Origin of the sequence: Bacillus sp. PS237 (assembly GCF_037963345.1) — a bacterium.
Taxonomy (GTDB): domain Bacteria; phylum Bacillota; class Bacilli; order Bacillales; family Bacillaceae; genus Bacillus; species Bacillus subtilis.
In genome coordinates this window covers 2437545-2458396 of sequence record NZ_CP150156.1, presented here as the reverse complement: position 1 = coordinate 2458396, position 20852 = coordinate 2437545, and the positions used below count along the sequence as shown (strand labels likewise).

The window sequence follows — 20852 nt, the reverse complement described above, 5'->3', positions numbered from 1 at the left end:
TTTGTTGTGCTCAGGTTAAGATTTAATTTGATGTGTTAATGAGAATGTTGGGAATAGACTGATTTTTTTGAGCGTGCTGCATAGGAGGTTGAAATGCGAAAAACGTTTTTTTCGAAGATTTCATTTATGCTGATTGCCATTTTATTGATGTGGCTGAAAACGTATGCTGTTTACAAAACCAGTTTTCATATTAAAATCGACAATCTAACACAGGAATTTATTCTGTTTATCAACCCATTGAGTTTTTTGTTGCTTATTTTTGGCCTCAGCCTGTTTTTAAAAGGCAAAAACAGAAATCGCTACATTATCGCGATGAGCTGTCTTGTCACGTTTGTATTGCTGGCAAATATGGTTTTTTACCGTTTTTACAATGATTTCTTAACAATCCCTGTTCTTTTTCAAACGAGCAATATGGGTGATCTCGGAAGCAGCATCGGAACACTTCTTGAGCCGACAGACCTCCTATTAGCTGTAGATATTGCGGTTTTAATATGGCTTCACATCCGGCAAAAAGCTTTTCAATCGGACATTCCCTCAACGAAAAATGAACGGGCGGCTTATTTTTTGTTCGTTGCTTCTGTTTATTTCTTCAACCTGGGCTTGTCTGAGGCGGAAAGACCTCAGCTATTGACACGCTCATTTGACAGAGAAATGCTTGTTAAAAACATTAGCCTGTTTAATTTTCATATTTACGATGGCGTTCTTCAGTCAAAGCAATCCGCACAGAGAGCGTTGGCAGACAGCAACAGCCTGACGGAGATTGAAAACTACGTAACCGCTAATGCGAAGGATGCCAACAAACGCTTATTCGGCGCTGCAAAAGGAAGGAACGTCATTCTCGTATCCTTAGAGTCGACGCAAAGCTTCGTGATTAATGAAAAATTGAATGGAGAAGAAATCACGCCTTTTCTGAATGACTTTATAAAACAGAGCTACAACTTTAATAATGTTTACCACCAAACAGGCCAGGGGAAAACCTCGGATTCTGAATTTATCGTGGACAATTCACTGTATCCGCTTGGACGAGGTGCCGTATTTTTTACGAATGCGGGCAATCAATATATGGCCGCTCCTGAAATTTTGAAAAACAGCGGATACTATTCAGCGGTGCTCCACGCTAATAATAAGAGCTTTTGGAATCGTGATTTAATGTACGACTCATTTGGATATGATTCGTTTTTTGATATTAACTCGTATGATGTAACTGACGAAAATTCAGTCGGCTGGGGACTTAAGGATAAAGAATTTTTTGAGCAGTCCTCAGAGCTGATGAAAAATCTGCCTCAGCCGTTTTACTCGAGGCTGATTACACTGACGAACCACTTCCCGTTTGATCTTGATGAAGAGGATCAATTGATTGATGAATATGATTCAAACAGCCAGACGCTAAATAAATATTTTCCGACAGTGCGTTATCAGGATGAGGCGCTGAAACGGTTTATCGAAAAGCTGAAGGAAGACGGGTTATACGACAACTCTGTTATTGTATTATATGGTGACCATTATGGTATATCAGAAAACCATAATGAAGCGATGGGGCAGTTTTTAGGAAAAGAAATAACCCCATTTGAAGAGGTACAGCTCCAAAAAGTGCCGCTGGTCATTCATATTCCGGGTATTACTGATAAAAAGCCGCAAACCATTGAAACAGTAGGCGGGCAGATTGATATCAGGCCGACGCTGATGAATCTTTTAGGGATTGATACGAAAGATCAAATTCAATTCGGCAACGATCTGCTTTCAGACGAAAAACTGGACTTCACGGTGCTCCGGGACGGGAGCTTTATCACAGATCAGGTTGTTTATACAGACGGTGCGTGTTATGACAAAGAGACGGGAAAACCGTTAGAAGAGACAAAACAATGTGAAGCATTTGCTGATAAAGCAAAACAGGAGCTATCACTTTCTGATGAAATCATTTATGGGGATTTGTTGCGATTTTATGACCAGAAAAGGCTGGACAATTCGTCAAAGCGGAAAGAAAAACAAATGCTTGATCAGGCATCATAATCACAATGTCTCCCGCATCGAAGTGAGCGGGAGGCTTTCTTTTTTTAAATACGCTGTCATATAGTAACAAAAAAGGGGGATGATGATGGCGTTTATTACGGTGAAACCTGAGATCAAGAACAATTTGGCCAATGTGGCGAAAGAACTGAAGATAGACGAGGAATTGCTTAAAAGTGCAAATCGCTCCGCACAAAAACATCAATTGTATTGCCCTGGTTATGTGATAGAGGAGCATAGCGGCAAAGAGCTTCAAACCATTCAGGACATAAAGCGCTTTTTACAGCCTCGGCAGCTGAAACTTTCAGATAGCTGGATTGAGCAAGAGAAAATCTATGATGATTCAGCTGTTGAAAAGGAAATAAAGAAGATTATTGATGTTTTTCCGTTTGTCTCATGCCGGGAAATTGGCCGTTCTGTACTCGGCAGGCCTATCTGGGAGCTGAAGGCTGGTGGGGAGCATGCCGTAAAAAAGGTCCATATGAACGCGTCATTTCATGCGAATGAGTGGATTACAACGTCTGTCCTGCTAAAATGGTTTAAGGAATACTGTATGTCATTATGCTGCAATTCGCCTTTCTTTGGCTTTTCTCCCATAAAGCTGTTTAACAGCACATCCTTATCCCTCGTTCCTCTTGTCAATCCGGATGGCGTTGATCTTGTTTTAAACGGATCAGAAGTCATGGGAGCCAGAAGAGATGAACTCGAAAGGCTAAATGAACATCGTCCAAATTTTAATGAATGGAAGGCGAATATAAACGGGGTTGATTTAAATAAACAATTTCCATCATTATGGGAAATTGAAAAATACCGAAAACCGACAGCACCCAGCTACCGCGATTTTCCGGGAATCTCTCCGCTTACGGAGCCGGAATCTATTGCGATGTACCGGCTGATCACGGAGAATCCGCCTGACAGACTGCTGGCTCTTCATACTCAAGGAGAAGAAATTTATTGGGGCTATAAAGGCCTTGAGCCTGAGGAATCTGCTGCCGTCATAAAGGAGTTTGAGGAGTTAAGCGGGAACATTTATAAGGGAGTAAGGGATATAGACAGCTATGCTGGATTTCGTGATTGGTTTATTCACCATTATTTTAAGGAAGGGTATACGGTGGAACTTGGAAAAGGCCAAAATCCTTTGCCGTTTCAGCAGTTTTCACACATATATAACGCCACAAGCGGTATCTTGTGGAGGGCGTTATTTTTTCATGAGTAACTGAAACTTTTTCTTTTTTCTGCCGAAGCAAATATGAGAGAATAAAGATGATCGGAGGGGAATGCTGATGAGATCAGTTTGTTTTATTCTGCTGGCGGTATTGCTGTTTAGTTTATCGGCATGCGAACCATCTCATCAGCAGCAAAAACAGGCATCGGCGGCAAAAGATGAGAAAAAAGACATCATACCGCTTTCCGCGGAAAAAGCGGATGGGGCGGAAGGCTGGCTGAATAACAGCACAATATTATATACTGCGTCTAATCCGACGAAAACAGAGCTTTTTGCGTACCGCATCTTTACAGGCAAAGCGAAAAAGCTCTATCAAACGGATGGTCAAATCGTTGATGTTCAAATCAATGCGAGGGAGCAGATGATTCTGCTGCAAATCACACATAGCCAAAAGACGGCAGTGGTTTTGCTTAATGCAGAAGGAGAGACGCTTTACGAAAAAGATTACGAAACGTATGAGCTTGAAGCTGCTTGGAATCAGTATGATCCTTATCAAATGATGGTGACGGAATTCAATGAAAACTGGGATTTCCATACATATCAGGTGAATGCTAAAAAAGACGAATCTTTCTTAAGCCCAGTACAGGTTCCGTTCATTCATTGGACATCCAAAAATACATTTGATTATGTAAAAGAGGGTAGAGACGATAAAACAGGGCCTTTATATACGTTCGATACAGCTTCTAAGACGGAACAGAAGCTTGAGGATAACGTTCTATTCTTCGATTCTTTCCATCAAATGAGTTTTACTGTCAAATCAGCTTCCGGAGGAAAAGGGACGTATCAGTTTAAAACGCCGCAATCAACATCACCTGTTACAGCGAAATGGCCGCTCCAAGCGAAATATACAAGTTTGGCTCCAATGGAGTATGACTATGATGAAGCAGGAGGCCTGTTTTATACATTCAAACAAAGCGGCGATGCATATAAGCTCGCAGCAATCAATGTAGCATCGGGAGAGACAAAAGATCTTGTGTCTCTGCGGGAAATGGAGCCGATTCAAATATCTCCGAACGGGAAATATGCGTTATACGGCTTTCATTTTGAGCAAATTATTTTATTGAAATCACATGAAACGAAGCAACTCATCATTGATCAAAAGGAGATGGAATAACGATGGCTATCGCAGATGTAACCATTATCCCAATCGGTACGGAAACACCCAGTGTCAGTGCTTACGTAGCCGATGTGCAAAAGATATTAGAAGGATATCAAGCAGAAGGGAAAATCAAATATCAGCTGACACCGATGAATACGCTGATCGAGGGAGAACTCAGTGACCTTTTTGCAGTTATTCAGGCAATTCACGAAGCGCCATTTCAAAAAGGATTGCACAGAGTGGCAACGAATATCCGTATCGATGACAGGCGTGACAAAAAAACGACGCTTGAGAGCAAAATAGAAAGTGTCAATAAACATTTACAGCCATAAAAATAAACCTGTATCCGATCGGATACAGGTTTTAATGTGCGGTTGGATACCCGCTGTTTATTACGGTCATCACGGTAAACCATCCAAAGACAAATAAGGTGGCACCGGCTAATAAAAACCCGAGTATATTTTTATTTCTAACAGAACGCAAGACTCCCCATAAAGCGAAAAGAGCGACAAGGCCGAAAATCACGACAAGTAACATAACACAGCCCCCTTTACATTGAAAAACCTGCAATTCTTTCCAGTTTTATTCTACCTGTTTTTTATAGGTTTGTCGATAGCGTTTTCATTGCGATTGTTTGAATCTTTTTTCAAAAACCCTCATAATAAGAGCATAAAAAAGAAAGAGGTGATAATAGTGAAATGGAGACGAATGCCAGTAGGGCCGATTCAAGCGAACGCATATTTTCTCATCAGTGATGATCAATGTCTGATTTTTGATCCGGGCGGCGAGGGACATAAAATCAATCAATACATAAAAGAAAAAGGGCTGACGCCTTTAGCCATTTTGCTTACACATGCCCATTTTGACCATATTGGGGCGCTTGATGAAGTGAGAGAAAAATGGGATATCCCTGTTTACCTGCATCAAAATGAAAAAAATTGGCTTGCGGACGCTTCTTTAAACGGCTCCGGCATGCTGCGAGGGATAGAAGTCACAGCTAAGCCTGCAGATCATCTAATTGAAGGCGACGGTGAGTTGAATATCGGGCCGTTTCATTTGGAAACATTATTTACGCCGGGACATTCACCAGGCAGTGTGTCTTACTACGTGAAAGATGCAGACTTGGTCATTTCCGGAGATGTCTTGTTCCAAGGCGGTATAGGACGTACGGATTTAATAGGCGGCAATCAAGAGACGCTGCTGACGTCCATTCATGAAAAACTGCTTACGCTTCCGGAACACACGCTGGTGTTAAGCGGCCATGGACCTGAAACAGACGTACTGACTGAGCAGGATCAAAATCCGTTTTTAAATGGGTTTTCATTGTAAAAAAAGAGACAAACCGATAAGGTTTGTCTCTTTCTGCATTTAATGGCCTCCGCCGCCGGGCACCATAATAAAAATTGAGTAATATGTAAAGCCGGCGAAGAAAATTGTTAAATAAGCGCCAAAAATATAAATATACATGCGTTCGGTTAAGTTCAAATACGATAGAAACACAAATAAGATCGTCTGTCCAAAAAATAAAAGGGAAGCATCTTTCATATCACCTAAATAAAACATGACTGCAAAAATTCCCGTCCAAAATCCTAACACCCGGAACATGCGATTCATTTTTATCCCCTCCCGAGAGTCCCTCTGACTGTTATTATAATAGATCACACCTAGAAATGTAAACATTTTCATTATTAATATACAAATGGAATTTGTCCCTTTGATTGTGTTTTCTATTGTATGAATGTTTTTTAAAAAATAATCCGAAAAAAGTTCTGTAAATGGTTTAAATGAAAAATGATCCGGGTAGTTATTCTACAAAGAGATGGTTAACTGAGGAGGAAAAAACGAATGGAACAACAATTAACTTTTTACTCATATCCAAGCTGCACGTCATGCCGAAAAACAAAACATTGGCTTAAAGCACATCAAATTGAATTTAACGAACGGCACTTATTCAGAGAAACCCCGACAAGAGAAGAATTAAAGTACATTTTATCGTTAACGACAGAAGGAATTGATGAAATTTTGGCGACAAGAAGCCAGACTTTCAAAAATTTAAATTTAAACATTGAAGAAATGACGGTAAATGAGGTGCTGGAACTTTTAATCGAGAAGCCGAAGCTTTTGCGACGCCCGATTCTAGTAGACAACAAAAAGCTGGTGATTGGTTATAACCCGGGAGAACTGTTGAAGTTATCGAAGAAGAAAACGGTTCATCAATCTGCATGATGAAAAACCGAAGATCCGCTGATTTATACGAATCAGCTTATCTTCGGTTTTTCACCTGTTCAGAAACTGGGCTAGCTGGATTCGAACCAACGATCACGGAGTCAAAGTCCATTGCCTTACCGCTTGGCTATAGCCCATTGAATCTAAACATAGTATGTGTAAAGGCAGACGCGTTATACATATATAGCGTACATTTTTCAAAAACAGGAGGTAACTCATTAAGATGATAGCTCTTGATCAGCACTTAACAGAGCACAAAAAAGATATTACGCAACAATGGCTGGAAGTTTGTACGTCAAACGGCAGCTGGCTGTATTCAGCGAAAGATCAGCAAAAACTAGAACAAAAGTTAAAAGACCAGCATGAATTATTGGTGACCATCGTAGCAAAATCCCTTAGAAAAGAAGACGTAGAGGATGAGCTCAACCGGTGGTCTCTTCAATGCGCCAGAGACCGTGCCGTTCATGAAGTGACGGTTACACAAAGTGTCGGCCAGTTTAACACTTTCAGGCACATCATGTTTGAATGGATTCATAAATTCAGCGAAGCTTCTTCTCAAGACATCAGCATTCAGGAATTTTATGAGTGGAGCCGGATCTTGAATCAAAACATTGATGAGATCATCGAAGTGTTTACGGAAGAATATCACCAGGTGACCATGATACAATTAAACGCGCAAAAAGAAATGATTAATGAATTGAGTGCGCCGATTATGCCGATTACTGATGGAATTGGGATTCTTCCGCTTGTCGGTGAAATTGATACGCACAGAGCGAGGACGATTTTGGAGTCTGTGCTGGAGCAGTGCTCAGCGTTAAAGCTCTCGTATTTATTTTTAGATATTTCGGGCGTTCCTATCGTTGATACCATGGTAGCCTATCAAATTTTTAAAGTGATTGACAGCACCAAATTGCTCGGCATTGAGACTATTATTTCAGGAATCAGGCCGGAAATTGCCCAAACTGTCGTGAAGCTGGGTCTGGATTTTTCGAATGTGAAAACAGAGCAAAGTCTTGCTAAAGCCCTGGCCAATAAAGGGTTTAAAATAAAAGAGTGTTGATGCCTTTGCCATGTTTATCTTGAAAGATAGCAGCTGAACAGCCTTTCACGGGCTATTCAGCTTTTTTAACTTCTATAAATAAAATGTGATGGCTGTTGATGTCTTTTACCTTAAAAGAGTAGCCATCATATTCTATGGCACTTTCAGGCTCAGCGTCTATGTTTTGTGTCAAAAACCAGCCGCCCAAGGTGTCTACTTCAGCCTCTGATAAATCGGTTCCAAGCAGGCTGTTAACATCGCTGATTAATAATTTTGCATTTAACAAGTAATGATCCTTTCCAAGTTCGCGGATATGAGGCACTTCATCCGCATCAAATTCATCACGGATTTCTCCTACAATTTCTTCGATAATATCCTCGACAGTGACCAAACCGGACGTCCCGCCATATTCATCTATGAGGATCGCCATATGAGTGCGTTCCTTTTGCATTTTCAGCAATAGTTTATAAATAGGAATCGTCTCAATTACATGGATAACGGGCTGTACGAAAGGTTCAATTTGATGCTTCTTGATTGAAAAATCTTTCGTCAGCATGGAAAACAGCACTTCTTTCATATTAATCACGCCAATGACGTTATCTTTATCCTCTCTTACAACCGGGTACCGTGTATATTTTGTTTGCTTGACTGTTTCCTGAAGATTTGAAATGGAGTCTTCATCTAGTGACAAACTAACCATTTCATTTCGCGGCACCATAATTTCCTTTGCCATTCGTTTATCAAAGGTGAAGATATTATTCATGTACTTTAATTCACTTTTTCTGATCTCGCCGCTTTTATAGCTTTCAGCCAATAGGACCCGAAGTTCTTCCTCTGTATAAGCCAGCTCATGCTCTGATGCCGGCTTCAGCCCAAACACTCCTGTAATCAATCGGGCAGAGTGGTTCAACAGCCAAATGAATGGAAACATGATCTTATAAAACCAAATAAGCGGTTTAGCGAACAACAAGGTAATGCTTTCTGCTTTTTGAATGGCGAAACTCTTTGGCGCCAGCTCCCCAATAACGACATTTAAATACGTAACCACTAAAAATGCGATGACGAGTGAAAGCAGGTGGGTAAGCGATTCATTTAAGCCTGCTTTATGAAAAAGCGGTCGAAGCAGAGTTTGCACAGTCGGTTCCCCAAGCCATCCCAGTCCTAAAGCTGCGACTGTGATGCCCAGCTGACAGGCTGATAAATATTCATCAAGGTGAGTGATGACATGCTTTGCCGCTTTAGCACCTTTCTTTCCTTTTGCGACAAGCTGATCAATTTTGGATCGCCGCACTTTTACGATTGAAAATTCTACGGCAACGAAAAATCCTGTTAACAAAATGAGAATAGCGACTGCTAGTAAATTGATAAATTCCAAAACAACTGCCTTCTCCAAGGAAGGCATGCACCTCCCTTTTCCGATGTCTTTCTACATTCCATACCACCTGAAAATGCTCATAAAACATGTGTTGAAGCGGCAGACTGGTTTAGTGACGCGGTTATTGGGCAATTAAAGAATAAAGAACAAAAGTTTGGAGGAGCTTGACATGAAGGCACATACGGGAAAGGATTGGTTTTGGTACCAAATGGGGCCTCAAGAAAGAAGTAAGGCAAGAGATCTAATCCATTTTTCTCACTGGCCTCAGTGTGAAAAGTGGTTTGAAAATAACCATCACGTTAATTTTTTGCGAGTAGATACAACTGAAACGGAAAATGAAGCAGTATTTGGGTCGATTGTTTATGATCAGGGGCTTGGTGAAGAAAAAGACCATACTGTTTTTCACTTTTATATCACCAGACAATATTTTTTTACAATCAACTTTGACTTTTCAATTTTGAGAGAGATTAAAGGCAAAGAAGTTGTTCGGCAAATGGAAAGAGCGGACAATGCGATAGAGGGGTTTTTAATTCTTCTCGGCGAACTAATGAATGCGTATTTAATCGGTGTTGATGAATTTGAAGTCAAGCTGAGAAAGCTCAGATGGCAAATTAAAGACGACAATAGCAAAAGCATTTTAAACCGCGTCCATCTCCTGCGCCATGAACTGATGATTTGGAAAAATTTGATATTAAGCGCTAAAAAAATTGAAATGGCGTTGAAAGAAACCTTTTTACCTCAAAATGAAGGGAAAAAGGATTATCAGCGGACACAACTGAAGATTGACAGGGGATTTACATACATCAGCGAATTTGAAGGGGAGCTTAACAATCTGCTGCATTCAGAGGAAGTCATTACCTCACATAGGGGGAATGAAATTGTAAAAGCGCTGACCATTTTCACGACGCTTTTTACTCCGATTACAGCTCTGGGTGCCTTATGGGGGATGAACTTTTCAGTGATGCCGGAACTGAATTGGAAATACGGATATCTCTTTTCCCTCTTATTGATTGTCACATCTACAGTTCTGATCTATCTCTATTTGAGAAAAAAAGGCTGGACGGGAGATATGCTGCAGGAGCGGAAGAAGAAAAAGAAACCTCGAAAAAGGCGGACTCTATAGGATGTTTCATATTTTGTGCAGCGTGCCCCGCTTTTTCACCAGACATATCAGGGTGACCGGATACGATGTCAAGGGGCTTATGACAGAGCATTAAATCCGCAGTTTATCGATTCTTGAAAATGACCAAATGACCGGTATTGTTGCATTAGGCGATCTTTCCGTTGAGAAAGATACTGGTCAATAAGCGAAAACAGCATAATGAAAATGGAATCTAGCAGGCATGGTGACCATGTCTGCTTTTTTATTTATAGGGAAAATTATAATGACAGGGGTACATTCAGTTGAAAGTCTTTTTTCTTGCCAGAAAGAATTGGTTTTTCAGCATATAACATCTCACAAAATCACGTTTTCCCTGTTTGATTACCTTTTCTTCTTTTTCTACAATATGCGTTGAAAGGAGAGGGAATCAAATTGGATTCAATAGAAAAGGTAAGCAAAAACTTGATTGAAGAGGCATATCTAACAAAGGCTTCTGATATTCACATTGTGCCGAGGGAGCGGGACGCTATCATTCATTTTCGGGTCGATCATGCCTTGCTGAAAAAAAGGGACATGAAAAAAGAAGAGTGCGTAAGACTGATTTCACATTTTAAATTTCTTTCAGCAATGGATATAGGTGAAAGGCGAAAGCCGCAAAACGGTTCGCTTACGTTAAAGTTGAAAGAGGGAAATGTTCATTTAAGAATGTCAACGCTGCCCACAATTAATGAAGAAAGCCTCGTGATCAGAGTGATGCCCCAATACAATATCCCTTCGATTGATAAATTGTCGCTATTTCCGAAGACAGGAGCCACATTACTCTCGTTTTTAAAACATTCCCATGGCATGCTCATTTTTACCGGGCCGACTGGTTCAGGGAAGACTACCACATTATACTCTCTCGTTCAATATGCAAAAAAACACTTTAATCGAAATATTGTCACATTAGAGGACCCTGTTGAAACAAGGGACGAAGATGTTCTTCAGGTTCAGGTGAATGAAAAAGCCGGTGTAACTTATTCCGCAGGTCTGAAAGCAATTTTGCGCCATGACCCCGATATGATTATTTTAGGTGAGATCAGAGACGCGGAAACAGCTGAAATTGCGGTGCGGGCAGCGATGACGGGACATCTGGTACTAACGAGCCTTCATACGAGAGACGCAAAGGGCGCAATTTACAGACTGCTTGAATTCGGTATCAATATGAATGAAATCGAACAGACTGTCATTGCAATAGCGGCTCAGCGCTTGGTTGATTTGGCTTGCCCGTTTTGTGAAAACGGATGTTCATCAGTGTATTGCCGACAGTCACGAAATACTAGGAGAGCTAGCGTTTATGAGCTTCTATACGGGAAAAATCTTCAGCAATGTATCCAGGAGGCAAAAGGAAATCATGCAAATTACCAATATCAAACGCTTCGTCAAATTATCAGAAAAGGAATTGCGCTCGGCTATTTAACGACAAACAACTATGACCGGTGGGTTTATCATGAAAAAGATTAGAAAAGTCTGGTTGTTAAAGGATCAAGCCAGGTTATTAAAGAGGCTCGGTGAAATGACTGCGGGCGGATATACACTTCTGGATGGATTACGCCTGATGGAACTTCAGATGAATAAGAGGCAGGCGGCTGACTTGACTGATTCGGTCACTTGTTTGAGGGAAGGGGCTCCGTTTTATCAAGTACTAAAGAGTTTGTCATTTCATAAGGAAGCCGTAGGTATTTGTTATTTTGCTGAAACACATGGTGAACTGCCTGCTTCAATGATCCAGAGCGGAGAGCTGCTGGAACGAAAAATTGCACAGGCAGACCAGCTGAAAAGAGTGCTGCGCTATCCGCTTTTCCTCATCTTTACGGTCGCTGTCATGTTTTATATGTTACAGTCCATCATCATTCCTCAGTTTTCCGGTATCTATCAATCGATGAATATGGAAACCTCACGTTCAACCGATATGCTTTTTGCTTTTTTTCAGCATATTGATCTTGTGATCATTTTGCTTGTTCTTTTTACAGCAGGTATCGGGATTTATTATTGGCTTGTGTTTAAGAAAAAATCACCTGCCCGGCAAATGCTGATTTGTATCAGGATTCCTTTGGTTGGAAAGCTTGTAAAGCTGTTTAACAGCTACTTTTTTTCTTTGCAGCTAAGCAGCCTTTTAAAATCAGGCCTCTCAATTTATGACAGCCTTAATGCATTTAAACATCAAACGTTTCTCCCTTTCTACCGCTGCGAGGCTGAACAATTGATTGAACGGCTAAAAGCCGGTGAGTCAATTGAATCCGCTATTTGTGGAAGCCTTTTTTATGAAACTGATTTATCAAAAGTCATATCTCACGGCCAGCTGAGCGGCCGATTGGATCGGGAGCTTTTCACATACAGCCAATTCATATTACAGCGGCTGGAACACAAAGCGCAAAAATGGACAGGCATCCTTCAGCCAATGATTTATGGATTTGTTGCAGCGATGATCTTACTTGTGTATTTATCTATGCTTGTGCCTATGTATCAGATGATGAATCAAATGTGAAAGGAAGAGGCTGATGAATGAGAAAGGATTTACACTTGTTGAAATGTTAATCGTGCTCTTTATTATTTCGATTTTGCTTTTAATTACGATACCGAACGTCACGAAACATAATCAAACCATTCAAAAAAAGGGCTGTGAAGGCTTACAAAACATGGTTAAGGCACAAATGACTGCATTTGAGCTTGATCATGAAGGACAAACTCCGAGCCTTGCCGATTTACAGTCAGAGGGCTATGTGAAAAAGGATGCTGTCTGTCCAAATGGTAAGCGCATTATCATCACCGGCGGAGAAGTTAAGGTTGAACATTAAATTAAACGAGGAGAAGGGGTTTACCCTTTTAGAAAGTTTGCTTGTGTTAAGCCTTGCCTCTATCCTCCTGGTGGCCGTCTTCACTACACTTCCTCCTGCTTATGACAATACAGCTGTCCGACAGGCAGCAAGTCAGCTGAAAAATGATATTATGCTCACACAGCAGACTGCTATTTCCCGTCAACAAAGAACAAAAATTCTCTTTCATAAAAAAGAATATCAATTAGTCATTGGTGATACGGTTATTGAACGTCCGTATGCAACGGGACTTTCTATAGAACTGCTGACATTAAAAGACCGTTTGGAATTTAATGAGAAAGGGCACCCGAATGCAGGCGGAAAAATACGAGTAAAAGGCCATGCCGTTTATGACATAACAGTTTATCTAGGGAGCGGGAGAGTCAATGTGGAGAGAAAATAAAGGTTTTTCTACAATAGAAACAATGTCTGCGCTAAGCCTGTGGCTGTTTGTGCTGCTGACAGTCGTCCCCTTGTGGGACAAGCTGATGGCTGATGAAAAAATGGCGGAATCACGAGAAATTGGCTATCAGATGATGAATGAGAGCATTAGCAAATATGTCATGAGTGGTGAAGGAGCCGCGTCAAAAACGATTACAAAGAACAATCATATCTATGCAATGAAGTGGGAGGAGGAGGGCGAATATCAAAACGTATGTATCAAAGCCGCAGCTTATAAAGAAAAATCATTTTGCCTCAGCATTTTGCAGACAGAATGGCTACACGCTTCTTAACGTATTATTTTCGCTCTCAGTCTTTTTGCTCATATCAGGATCGTTAGCTGCGATTATCCATCTGTTTTTGTCTCGACAGCAGGAACATGACGGTTTCACACAGCAGGAATGGATGATTTCGATAGAACAGATGATGAATGAATGCAAGGAATCACAGGCAGTTAAGACAGCCGAGCATGGGAGCGTGTTAATCTGCACCAATCTTTCCGGACAAGACATCCGTTTTGACATTTATCATTCAATGATAAGAAAAAGAGTGGATGGCAAAGGGCATGTTCCGATTTTAGATCATATTACTGCCATGAAAGCTGATATTGAAAATGGTGTTGTTTTGCTGAAAATTGAGAGTGAAGACCAAAAAGTGTATCAAACTGCTTTTCCAGTCTATTCGTATTTAGGAGGGGGGTGAATGTATCGTACAAGAGGGTTTATTTATCCAGCTGTTCTTTTTGTGTCAGCGCTTGTGCTGTTAATCGTGAACTTTGTTGCTGCTCAATATATTTCACGCTGCATGTTTGAGAAGGAAACAAAAGAGTTATACATAGGAGAGAATTTGCTTCAAAATGGGGTGCTTCTTTCGATTCGGCATGTTCTAGAGGAACGGAAAGGCCAGGAGGGTACGCAGCAATTTCTATATGGACGGGTTTCTTATTACATTCATGATACATCGATAAAAGAACAAAAAGAAATCAACTTAAGAGTGTCAACGGATTCGGGAACAGAAAGAACTGCACAGATCGTGTTTGACCAAAAACAGAAAAAACTGCTGAGATGGACAGAATAAAACAGTGTAAAGGGTATAAAAAAAGTCATGTGAGACAACACTCATAATAATTGAATGATGAGGTGATCACGTGAAAACGAATGATTATGTTAAATATATGACGCAGCAATTTGTCAAATATATAGATACTCCGAGAGATGAGCGAAAAGAACGAAAAGAGGTGCGGAAAGAAACAAAAACGCCTGTTTCCCAGCAGTGGTTCGGTATTTTACCCTATGGCTTCCGACTTTGGCTGAAACGGAAAAAATAACCGCAAATAAACGAATAAGGTCCTTCAAAAAATGGAGGACCTTATTGATATTCTTCTAATATGGCAATTTTATTGACCTTTTGGCTATAAGGATCAAATGAAATCGTCACAAAAACGCCGAATTCTTTTGACCCTTCCCTCAGAGTTAAATGGTATTGCTTCACTGCTTCATCTTTTCTTTTACGGTCCCATACTTTTTGTTTGAACAGTACCTGTGCGAGCGGGTACCTTTTTTTTGCTTCTTTTACAGCAATCTCTTCCCATTTGGACATGTGGCGGGCGGTTACAAGCGGTGTTTCTTCTGCGTGAGCGGCTGTGGTGCCAAAGACGAGAAGAGATAGACAAATCACACATTGTTTGATCATCATGCTGTCACCCTTTCTTTGTTTATTATTACCAAATAATAATGGGATATGCATTTAAATTCTCACATAACAATCCCAAAAATTTCTAAAAAATTGAAAAAATGAGCAATACTGAGCAAGACTTTGTAATATGATGAAAACATTCTTTTAAACGAACGAAATGAGCGATTTCGGTGTTTTTAAATCTATAAATCGTTGATTATACTCTATTTGTGAAGTTCTTTAAAGAGAACGATTGTCATATCAAGTTACAGTGTTTTACAGGAGGTAAGATATGTTTCGATTGTTTCACAATCAGCAAAAGGCGAAGACGAAACTGAAAGTTCTGCTTATCTTTCAGCTTTCAGTCATTTTCAGTCTGACTGCCGCAATATGCTTACAATTTTCCGATGATACAAGCGCTGCTTTTCATGATATTGAAACATTTGATGTCTCACTTCAAACGTGTAAAGACTTTCAGCATACAGATAAAAACTGCCATTATGATAAACGCTGGGATCAAAGTGATTTGCACATATCAGATCAAACGGATACGAAAGGCACTGTATGCTCACCTTTCGCCTTATTTGCTGTGCTCGAAAATACAGGTGAGAAACTTAAGAAATCAAAGTGGAAGTGGGAGCTTCATAAGCTTGAAAATGCCCGCAAACCGTTAAAGGATGGGAACGTGATCGAAAAAGGATTTGTCACCAATCAAATTGGCGATTCACTTTATAAAATTGAGACGAAGAAAAAAATGAAACCCGGCATTTATGCATTTAAAGTATATAAACCGGCAGGCTACCCGGCAAACGGCAGTACATTTGAGTGGTCGGAGCCTATGACGCTTGCAAAATGCGATGAAAAACCGACAGTCCCTAAAAAAGAAACAAAGTCGGACGTCAAAAAGGAGAATGAAACAACACAAAAGGATATACAGGAAAAAACAATGAAAGAAGAAACATCTCAAGAAGCTGTAACCAAAGAAAATGAAACTCAATCAGACCAGAAGGAAAGCGGGGAAGAGGATGAAAAAAGCAATGAAGCTGATCAGTAATATTTTATACGTGATCATCTTTACTCTTATTATTGTGCTGACACTTGTCGTGATTTCAACACGTTCATCCGGGGGAGAGCCGGCGGTGTTTGGGTATACGCTGAAATCAGTTCTGTCAGGTTCGATGGAGCCGGAGTTCAATACAGGTTCCTTAATATTGGTAAAAGAAATCGCTGATGTGAAAGAGCTTCAAAAAGGTGACGTTATTACATTTATGCAGGATGCAAATACGGCTGTCACCCACAGAATTGTTGACATAACAAAGCAAGGAGACCATTTGTTATTTAAAACAAAAGGTGATAATAATGCAGCAGCTGATTCAGCGCCTGTATCGGACGAAAATGTTCGCGCACAATACACAGGTTTTCAGCTTCCATATGCAGGCTATATGCTTCATTTTGCCAGCCAGCCGATTGGAACGGCTGTATTATTGATTGTTCCCGGCGTGATGCTGTTAGTGTACGCTTTTGTGACGATCAGCAGCGCCATTAGAGAAATTGAAAGAAAGACAAAAGCCTTGGAAACAGATACAAAGGACAGCACCATGTCTACTTAACTTCAGTTGTAAACCTGGCAACAGGTTTCGATATAAAATCATTCAATAAAAGGGGAGTTTACCATGGGTATGAAAAAGAAATTGAGTTTAGGAGTTGCTTCTGCAGCACTAGGATTAGCTTTAGTTGGAGGAGGAACATGGGCAGCATTTAACGACATTAAATCAAAGGATGCTACTTTTGCATCAGGTACGCTTGATTTATCTGCTAAAGAGAATTCAGCGAGTGTGAACTTATCAAATCTAAAGCCGGGAGATAAGTTGACAAAGGATTTCCAATTTGAAAATAACGGATCACTTGCGATCAAAGAAGTTTTAATGGCGCTTAATTATGGAGATTTTAAAGCAAACGGCGGCAGCAATACATCTCCAGAAGATTTCCTCAGCCAGTTTGAAGTGACATTGTTGACAGTTGGAAAAGAGGGCGGCAATGGTTACCCGAAAAACATTATTTTAGATGATGCGAACCTTAAAGACTTGTATTTGATGTCTGCTAAAAATGATGCAGCGGCTACTGAAAAAATCAAAAAACAAATTGACCCTAAATTCTTAAATGCAAGCGGTAAAGTCAATGTAGCAACAATTGACGGTAAAACCGCTCCTGAATATGATGGTGTTCCAAAAACACCAACTGACTTCGATCAGGTTCAAATGGAAATCCAATTCAAAGATGATAAAACAAAAGATGAAAACGGGCTTATGGTTCAAAATAAATATCAAGGCAACTCCATTAAGCTTCAATTCTCGTTCGAAGCTACACAGTGGAACGGCTTGACAATCAAAAAGGACCATACTGATAAAGACGGTTATGTGAAAGAAAATGAAAAAGCGCACAGCGAGGATAAAAATTAATAACAGCCATAAAAAGAGACGGCCCAGTATTCATATACTGGGCCGTCTCGATGGTTATTGACAAAAGAGGAGTTAGTGCCTCTGCTCAGGCACTACTCCTCTTTTTGGGATTTTCTCCATTTTTGATAATCTAAAAATTCACGAAATTGTTTTTTCGATACCCCGGATGTCATCGCATCGCGAACCAATTTCTCCCATTCACTATCTAATTGACCATCGTATTCGGTTTCATGTTTCTCATCGAGCAAAGTATGAACCGAGACGTCCAGAACAGCGGAGACTTTTTCGAGAAATTGAATGGAGGGGTTCGTTTGTAGATTTCGTTCTATTGAGCTTAAATAAGACTTCGCTACCCCAGCTTTTTCAGCTAGTTCTGATAGTGAGTAGCCTTTTTCTTTACGGTATTGTTTAATACGCTGGCCAATCAATGTCATCACCTTCCTTGTGATATTATAGCACATTCAGAAAGGATTTACGGTATGACTTCTGGCTGCCGGACCAGGATGAGCAGACTTTTTGTTTAAAAGTAAATATTTTCGTATTTCTTCCGGGCTGATATTTGCCTCTTTGGCTTCCACCATTAATTCAACCCATTCTTGATCCAATTCAAAGTGCTCTTGTTTTGCATTCTTCATGCAGTTTCTCCTCCTAAAATACTTGTTTATGTATTTCAGCCAGTCCGGCCATGACTTATTGTATGCTTCATTAGTCTCTGGAAGTCATTTGCCATTAAATCACCAGAATTTTTTTCCAATATACCTTTATTATAATCGTATTTTCTCAAAAAAAACGAGAATGATGTCGAATAGTAAAAAAGTTAGCTTGAAATATTATTTTGCAGATAAAACAATCCGCCATTTTCAATTTCAACTGATATCTTTGGTTGATACAAGGTTTTCAGCGCCTGTTTTTCTAGATGGTATTCTTCTGGTTTTTCTTCTATATGCTCGTAAAACTTATCAAGCAATGTCATATCATTCTTCCACCTGTTAACCGCCTGTTCCGCCCAGTCGGACGGCTCCTGCATAGCGGATTTGGAAATATAGTTTTCCATACGCTTAAGTCCGCTTTCTGGTTTGATCATAGGTGAAATGGTGAAGCAATAGTCACATATTTGAGACGTCAGTGAAAACTGGGTCAGCTTGCTTTGAAAATCTTCAATTATCGTTCCAGAGACTAGGTGAAGACCTAGTGACAATAACTTATCCTTTTTCATGTCGGACTGGTATGAAATCGTGACATTTATACCAAGCCAAGGCTGAAGTGGGACTTTAGCTCCGGCTGATTCAATTTTCTCATACATTCTGGTAAATCTCCCATTTTGTTTAACAGCTTTAAATATTTGAAAAAGACGCGGGGCCCCAAAATATATAAATTCACCATCTAGGTCTTTTGGCGCATTTTCTTTATCTGTAATAAAAGTGATTTTCATTGGATTCGGATCACCGCCTGTCTTCTCGCGCCAATGCCAGTAGAAAGGGCGGTTCATGATTTGTTTGTCCATTTCAACTGTAAGCTGCACTGTCATATAGCCTAAGCCTTGATCGACGATTTGGCAGCTGTTTGCTTGAAAAAAACGCAGCAGAAAATCGTGAACCTCTTGCTGTCTCACTAATAAAACCTCCTTACAGGCTAAGATCCTCTTTTTTCAGCAGGCTGCTGTTTTTTATAAGACAAAAATGAGGTTAAGTTATCCATTTTTATTTTCATTTCTTCTTCTGTTGCTGAGTGATACAAAATGTCATGCAGATGCTCTTCAAAATTGTTCACTTGAATTTTCGTTAAAATATCATCAAGTTCACCGACCACTTTTTCAAACAAATGAATTTTTTCATATAAAAGCTTTAGAATATGCTCTTCCACCGTATGTTTTGTCGCCATGTTATAAATATGCACGTCACGCTCCTGCCCGAGTCTGTGAATTCTTCCGATTCTTTGCTCAAGCCGCATCGGATTCCATGGCAGGTCATAGTTGATCATGTGATTGCAAAATTGCAGGTTAATTCCCTCACCGCCTGCTTCAGTTGCAATAAGGACTTGGATTTTTCCGCGGAAAAGATCCTTCATCCAGTCTTTTTTTCCACGTTTAAATCCGCCTCTAAACGGCACAGAACTGATGCCGTTTTGCTGAAGAAACCACTGCAAATAAATCTGGGTTGCCCGGTATTCTGTAAAAATGATGACCTTATCGTCAATCTTTTTGATTAAATCAACGACTTGAAGCGCTTTAGAATTTTGTGTCACTTGATTGATGCGATCTATTAAAACTGAAATCGTATCCTCATCAATGGCAGGTGCTTGTTTCTCTTTTTGATCAAGCATCTTTTTCAGCGTCATATACACCGCTTCTCTGCTCGAACAGCATTCTCTTTGCAAGGTCATAATCGAGAACATGCTGGCTGGTTTATTGATACTTTCCTTCAAGCGAGAAATTTCATCATAAAGCGCCTGCTCTGATGGAGAAAATTGAATCGGCACTGTTTCAACATGGCGCTGTTTCCAATTCAGCCCTGTATCATGCCGCCTGTTACGGATCATGACTTTATTCACAAGATCTTTTAAATGTTCATGCGCTTCTAAACTGGATTTCTTCTTGGCGAACTCCTCCTGAAAGTGATTCTGACTGCCTAAATGGCCGGGTTTTAATAAGGACACCAAATTGAAAATCTCTTCGATACGGTTCTGGATTGGCGTCGCGGTAAGAAGCAGGCAATATTTTTTTACGAGATTCCGGACAAATTCATAGTTCTTCGTTTTGCTATTTTTCAGTTTGTGTGCCTCATCAATAATGACAAGATCATATGGGATAGACAGAACGATTTCTCGATGGGGCGAGCGCTTCGCGGTGTCTATTGATGAGACGACAATATCGCATTGCTCCCACACATAGCTTTTCTTTTGTTCAACAGCCGGAATCAAAAATTTTTCCTGAAGCTCTTTGACCCACTGTGACACAAGGGAAGCGGGCACAAGGATCAAAATTTTTTTTGCTAATCCGCGAATCATATATTCTTTTAGAATCAGTCCAGCTTCAACCGTTTTTCCGAGACCAACCTCATCTGCTAAAATCGCTTTCCCGTTCATTTTTTCAACCACTTTTTGCGCCACTTCAAGCTGGTGGGGGAGCGGCGTAAAGGAAGGCAGATATAAAGGAGCCCGTAAGCCTTCAAAATCTGGAATTGCTAATGTTTTCTGGATTTCTGCAGAGAGCTTGTACAGTTCCCAGTTTGCCCAAGGGCCATCGTTTTTCAGTCTTTCAGCAAATTCTTCAGGCCATTTTGCATCGTAGATCATTTCTGTATTCATTGCTTTGAAACCGCCTTTCTTATTCTTCGATTCTTAAGATGAAT

General features: G+C 40.3%; 27 protein-coding genes and 1 tRNA gene. 19 read left to right on the top strand and 9 right to left on the bottom strand.

Features of this window, described 5'->3' with window-relative positions; translation table 11 throughout:
• Window positions 1-93: 93 nt before the first annotated feature.
• From NST22_RS12605 to NST22_RS12590, 4 genes are all read left to right on the top strand, one after another.
• Window positions 94-2010, top strand: coding sequence for an LTA synthase family protein (locus tag NST22_RS12605; RefSeq protein WP_004399146.1), 1917 nt, complete (start codon window positions 94-96; stop codon window positions 2008-2010).
• 82 nt (window positions 2011-2092) lie between these two features.
• Window positions 2093-3223: a M14 family metallocarboxypeptidase gene (locus NST22_RS12600; RefSeq protein WP_010886566.1), complete on the top strand. Its 1131-nt coding sequence runs from the start codon at window positions 2093-2095 to the stop codon at window positions 3221-3223.
• A 61-nt stretch (window positions 3224-3284) separates the two neighbouring features.
• A complete protein-coding gene (locus NST22_RS12595) occupies window positions 3285-4346 on the top strand; it encodes a lipoprotein (RefSeq protein WP_003230137.1) in 1062 nt (353 codons plus the stop codon).
• Between the two features lie 2 nt (window positions 4347-4348).
• Window positions 4349-4663, top strand: coding sequence for an MTH1187 family thiamine-binding protein (locus NST22_RS12590; protein WP_003230139.1), 315 nt, complete (start codon window positions 4349-4351; stop codon window positions 4661-4663).
• A gap of 31 nt (window positions 4664-4694) precedes the next feature.
• Here NST22_RS12590 and NST22_RS12585 read toward each other — a convergent pair whose 3' ends face one another.
• Window positions 4695-4868 carry a DUF2759 family protein gene (locus NST22_RS12585; RefSeq protein ID WP_003230141.1) on the bottom strand — a complete coding sequence of 58 codons (174 nt, stop codon included), beginning with the start codon at window positions 4866-4868 and terminating at the stop codon, window positions 4695-4697.
• 156 nt (window positions 4869-5024) lie between these two features.
• Here NST22_RS12585 and NST22_RS12580 point away from each other — a divergent pair, with 156 nt between their 5' ends.
• Entirely contained in the window at window positions 5025-5660 is a 636-nt protein-coding gene (locus tag NST22_RS12580; RefSeq protein ID WP_009967732.1) for an MBL fold metallo-hydrolase, read from the top strand.
• Window positions 5661-5699: 39 nt separating this feature from the next.
• On the opposite strand, the gene NST22_RS12575 is transcribed toward NST22_RS12580, so the two are convergent.
• Window positions 5700-5945 (bottom strand): DUF2626 domain-containing protein, encoded by a 246-nt coding sequence (locus NST22_RS12575; RefSeq protein ID WP_003226300.1) that lies wholly within the window; start codon window positions 5943-5945, stop codon window positions 5700-5702.
• A gap of 231 nt (window positions 5946-6176) precedes the next feature.
• Here NST22_RS12575 and mgsR point away from each other — a divergent pair, with 231 nt between their 5' ends.
• Window positions 6177-6557 (top strand): transcriptional regulator MgsR, encoded by a 381-nt coding sequence (gene mgsR / locus NST22_RS12570; RefSeq protein WP_003230147.1) that lies wholly within the window; start codon window positions 6177-6179, stop codon window positions 6555-6557.
• Between the two features lie 66 nt (window positions 6558-6623).
• Here the strand turns inward: mgsR and NST22_RS12565 are convergent.
• Window positions 6624-6694, bottom strand: a tRNA-Gln gene (locus NST22_RS12565).
• An 86-nt stretch (window positions 6695-6780) separates the two neighbouring features.
• On the opposite strand from NST22_RS12565, the gene rsbRD reads away from it, so the two are divergent.
• Window positions 6781-7617 (top strand): RsbT co-antagonist protein RsbRD, encoded by an 837-nt coding sequence (rsbRD, locus tag NST22_RS12560; RefSeq protein ID WP_004398754.1) that lies wholly within the window; start codon window positions 6781-6783, stop codon window positions 7615-7617.
• Window positions 7618-7669: 52 nt separating this feature from the next.
• On the opposite strand, the gene NST22_RS12555 is transcribed toward rsbRD, so the two are convergent.
• Complete coding sequence (locus NST22_RS12555; protein WP_009967730.1) at window positions 7670-8998, bottom strand: hemolysin family protein; 1329 nt, start codon at window positions 8996-8998, stop codon at window positions 7670-7672.
• A gap of 142 nt (window positions 8999-9140) precedes the next feature.
• Here NST22_RS12555 and corA point away from each other — a divergent pair, with 142 nt between their 5' ends.
• From corA to NST22_RS12510, 9 genes are all read left to right on the top strand, one after another.
• Window positions 9141-10094 carry a magnesium transporter CorA gene (corA, locus tag NST22_RS12550; RefSeq protein WP_004399136.1) on the top strand — a complete coding sequence of 318 codons (954 nt, stop codon included), beginning with the start codon at window positions 9141-9143 and terminating at the stop codon, window positions 10092-10094.
• A 411-nt stretch (window positions 10095-10505) separates the two neighbouring features.
• Window positions 10506-11576 (top strand): competence protein ComGA, encoded by a 1071-nt coding sequence (comGA, locus tag NST22_RS12545; RefSeq protein ID WP_004399124.1) that lies wholly within the window; start codon window positions 10506-10508, stop codon window positions 11574-11576.
• Window positions 11563-12600, top strand: a complete 1038-nt coding sequence (comGB, locus tag NST22_RS12540; RefSeq protein ID WP_009967727.1) for a comG operon protein ComGB — start codon at window positions 11563-11565, stop codon at window positions 12598-12600. The genes comGA and comGB overlap by 14 nt, the downstream gene beginning before the upstream one ends.
• Before the next feature lie 13 nt (window positions 12601-12613).
• The gene (gene comGC, locus NST22_RS12535; RefSeq protein ID WP_003230162.1) at window positions 12614-12910 is read left to right on the top strand and encodes a comG operon protein ComGC; all 297 of its coding nucleotides are present in this window, start codon (window positions 12614-12616) and stop codon (window positions 12908-12910) included.
• Entirely contained in the window at window positions 12900-13331 is a 432-nt protein-coding gene (gene comGD, locus NST22_RS12530; RefSeq protein ID WP_004398628.1) for a comG operon protein ComGD, read from the top strand. The genes comGC and comGD overlap by 11 nt, the downstream gene beginning before the upstream one ends.
• Complete coding sequence (gene comGE, locus NST22_RS12525; protein WP_003230165.1) at window positions 13315-13662, top strand: ComG operon protein 5; 348 nt, start codon at window positions 13315-13317, stop codon at window positions 13660-13662. Before comGD ends, comGE begins: the two co-directional genes overlap by 17 nt.
• Window positions 13663-13687: 25 nt before the next feature.
• Window positions 13688-14071: a ComG operon protein ComGF gene (comGF, locus tag NST22_RS12520; protein WP_003230168.1), complete on the top strand. Its 384-nt coding sequence runs from the start codon at window positions 13688-13690 to the stop codon at window positions 14069-14071.
• A complete protein-coding gene (gene comGG / locus NST22_RS12515) occupies window positions 14072-14446 on the top strand; it encodes a ComG operon protein ComGG (RefSeq protein ID WP_003230170.1) in 375 nt (124 codons plus the stop codon). It begins immediately after the preceding gene.
• Window positions 14447-14516: 70 nt separating this feature from the next.
• A complete protein-coding gene (locus tag NST22_RS12510; RefSeq protein WP_003230176.1) occupies window positions 14517-14696 on the top strand; it encodes a YqzE family protein in 180 nt (59 codons plus the stop codon).
• Window positions 14697-14737: 41 nt separating this feature from the next.
• Here the strand turns inward: NST22_RS12510 and NST22_RS12505 are convergent, their stop codons facing one another.
• Window positions 14738-15064, bottom strand: a complete 327-nt coding sequence (locus tag NST22_RS12505; protein WP_003246051.1) for a YqzG/YhdC family protein — start codon at window positions 15062-15064, stop codon at window positions 14738-14740.
• Between the two features lie 271 nt (window positions 15065-15335).
• On the opposite strand from NST22_RS12505, the gene tapA reads away from it, so the two are divergent.
• The 3 genes from tapA (at window position 15336) to tasA (ending at window position 17502) form a co-directional block, all read left to right on the top strand.
• The gene (gene tapA, locus NST22_RS12500) at window positions 15336-16097 is read left to right on the top strand and encodes an amyloid fiber anchoring/assembly protein TapA (protein ID WP_003230180.1); all 762 of its coding nucleotides are present in this window, start codon (window positions 15336-15338) and stop codon (window positions 16095-16097) included.
• Complete coding sequence (locus tag NST22_RS12495) at window positions 16081-16653, top strand: signal peptidase I (protein ID WP_003230181.1); 573 nt, start codon at window positions 16081-16083, stop codon at window positions 16651-16653. The genes tapA and NST22_RS12495 overlap by 17 nt, the downstream gene beginning before the upstream one ends.
• A gap of 63 nt (window positions 16654-16716) precedes the next feature.
• On the top strand, window positions 16717-17502 hold the full coding sequence (gene tasA, locus NST22_RS12490) for a biofilm matrix protein TasA (RefSeq protein ID WP_003230183.1): 786 nt from the start codon (window positions 16717-16719) through the stop codon (window positions 17500-17502).
• Window positions 17503-17594: 92 nt separating this feature from the next.
• On the opposite strand, the gene sinR is transcribed toward tasA, so the two are convergent.
• The 4 genes from sinR to NST22_RS12470 form a co-directional block, all read right to left on the bottom strand.
• Window positions 17595-17930 carry a transcriptional regulator SinR gene (gene sinR / locus NST22_RS12485; RefSeq protein ID WP_003226345.1) on the bottom strand — a complete coding sequence of 112 codons (336 nt, stop codon included), beginning with the start codon at window positions 17928-17930 and terminating at the stop codon, window positions 17595-17597.
• Window positions 17931-17963: 33 nt separating this feature from the next.
• Window positions 17964-18137 (bottom strand): anti-repressor SinI family protein, encoded by a 174-nt coding sequence (locus tag NST22_RS12480; RefSeq protein ID WP_003230187.1) that lies wholly within the window; start codon window positions 18135-18137, stop codon window positions 17964-17966.
• Window positions 18138-18319: 182 nt separating this feature from the next.
• Window positions 18320-19114: a YqhG family protein gene (locus tag NST22_RS12475; RefSeq protein WP_003230200.1), complete on the bottom strand. Its 795-nt coding sequence runs from the start codon at window positions 19112-19114 to the stop codon at window positions 18320-18322.
• A gap of 20 nt (window positions 19115-19134) precedes the next feature.
• On the bottom strand, window positions 19135-20808 hold the full coding sequence (locus NST22_RS12470; RefSeq protein WP_003230203.1) for an SNF2-related protein: 1674 nt from the start codon (window positions 20806-20808) through the stop codon (window positions 19135-19137).
• Window positions 20809-20852 lie beyond the last annotated feature (44 nt).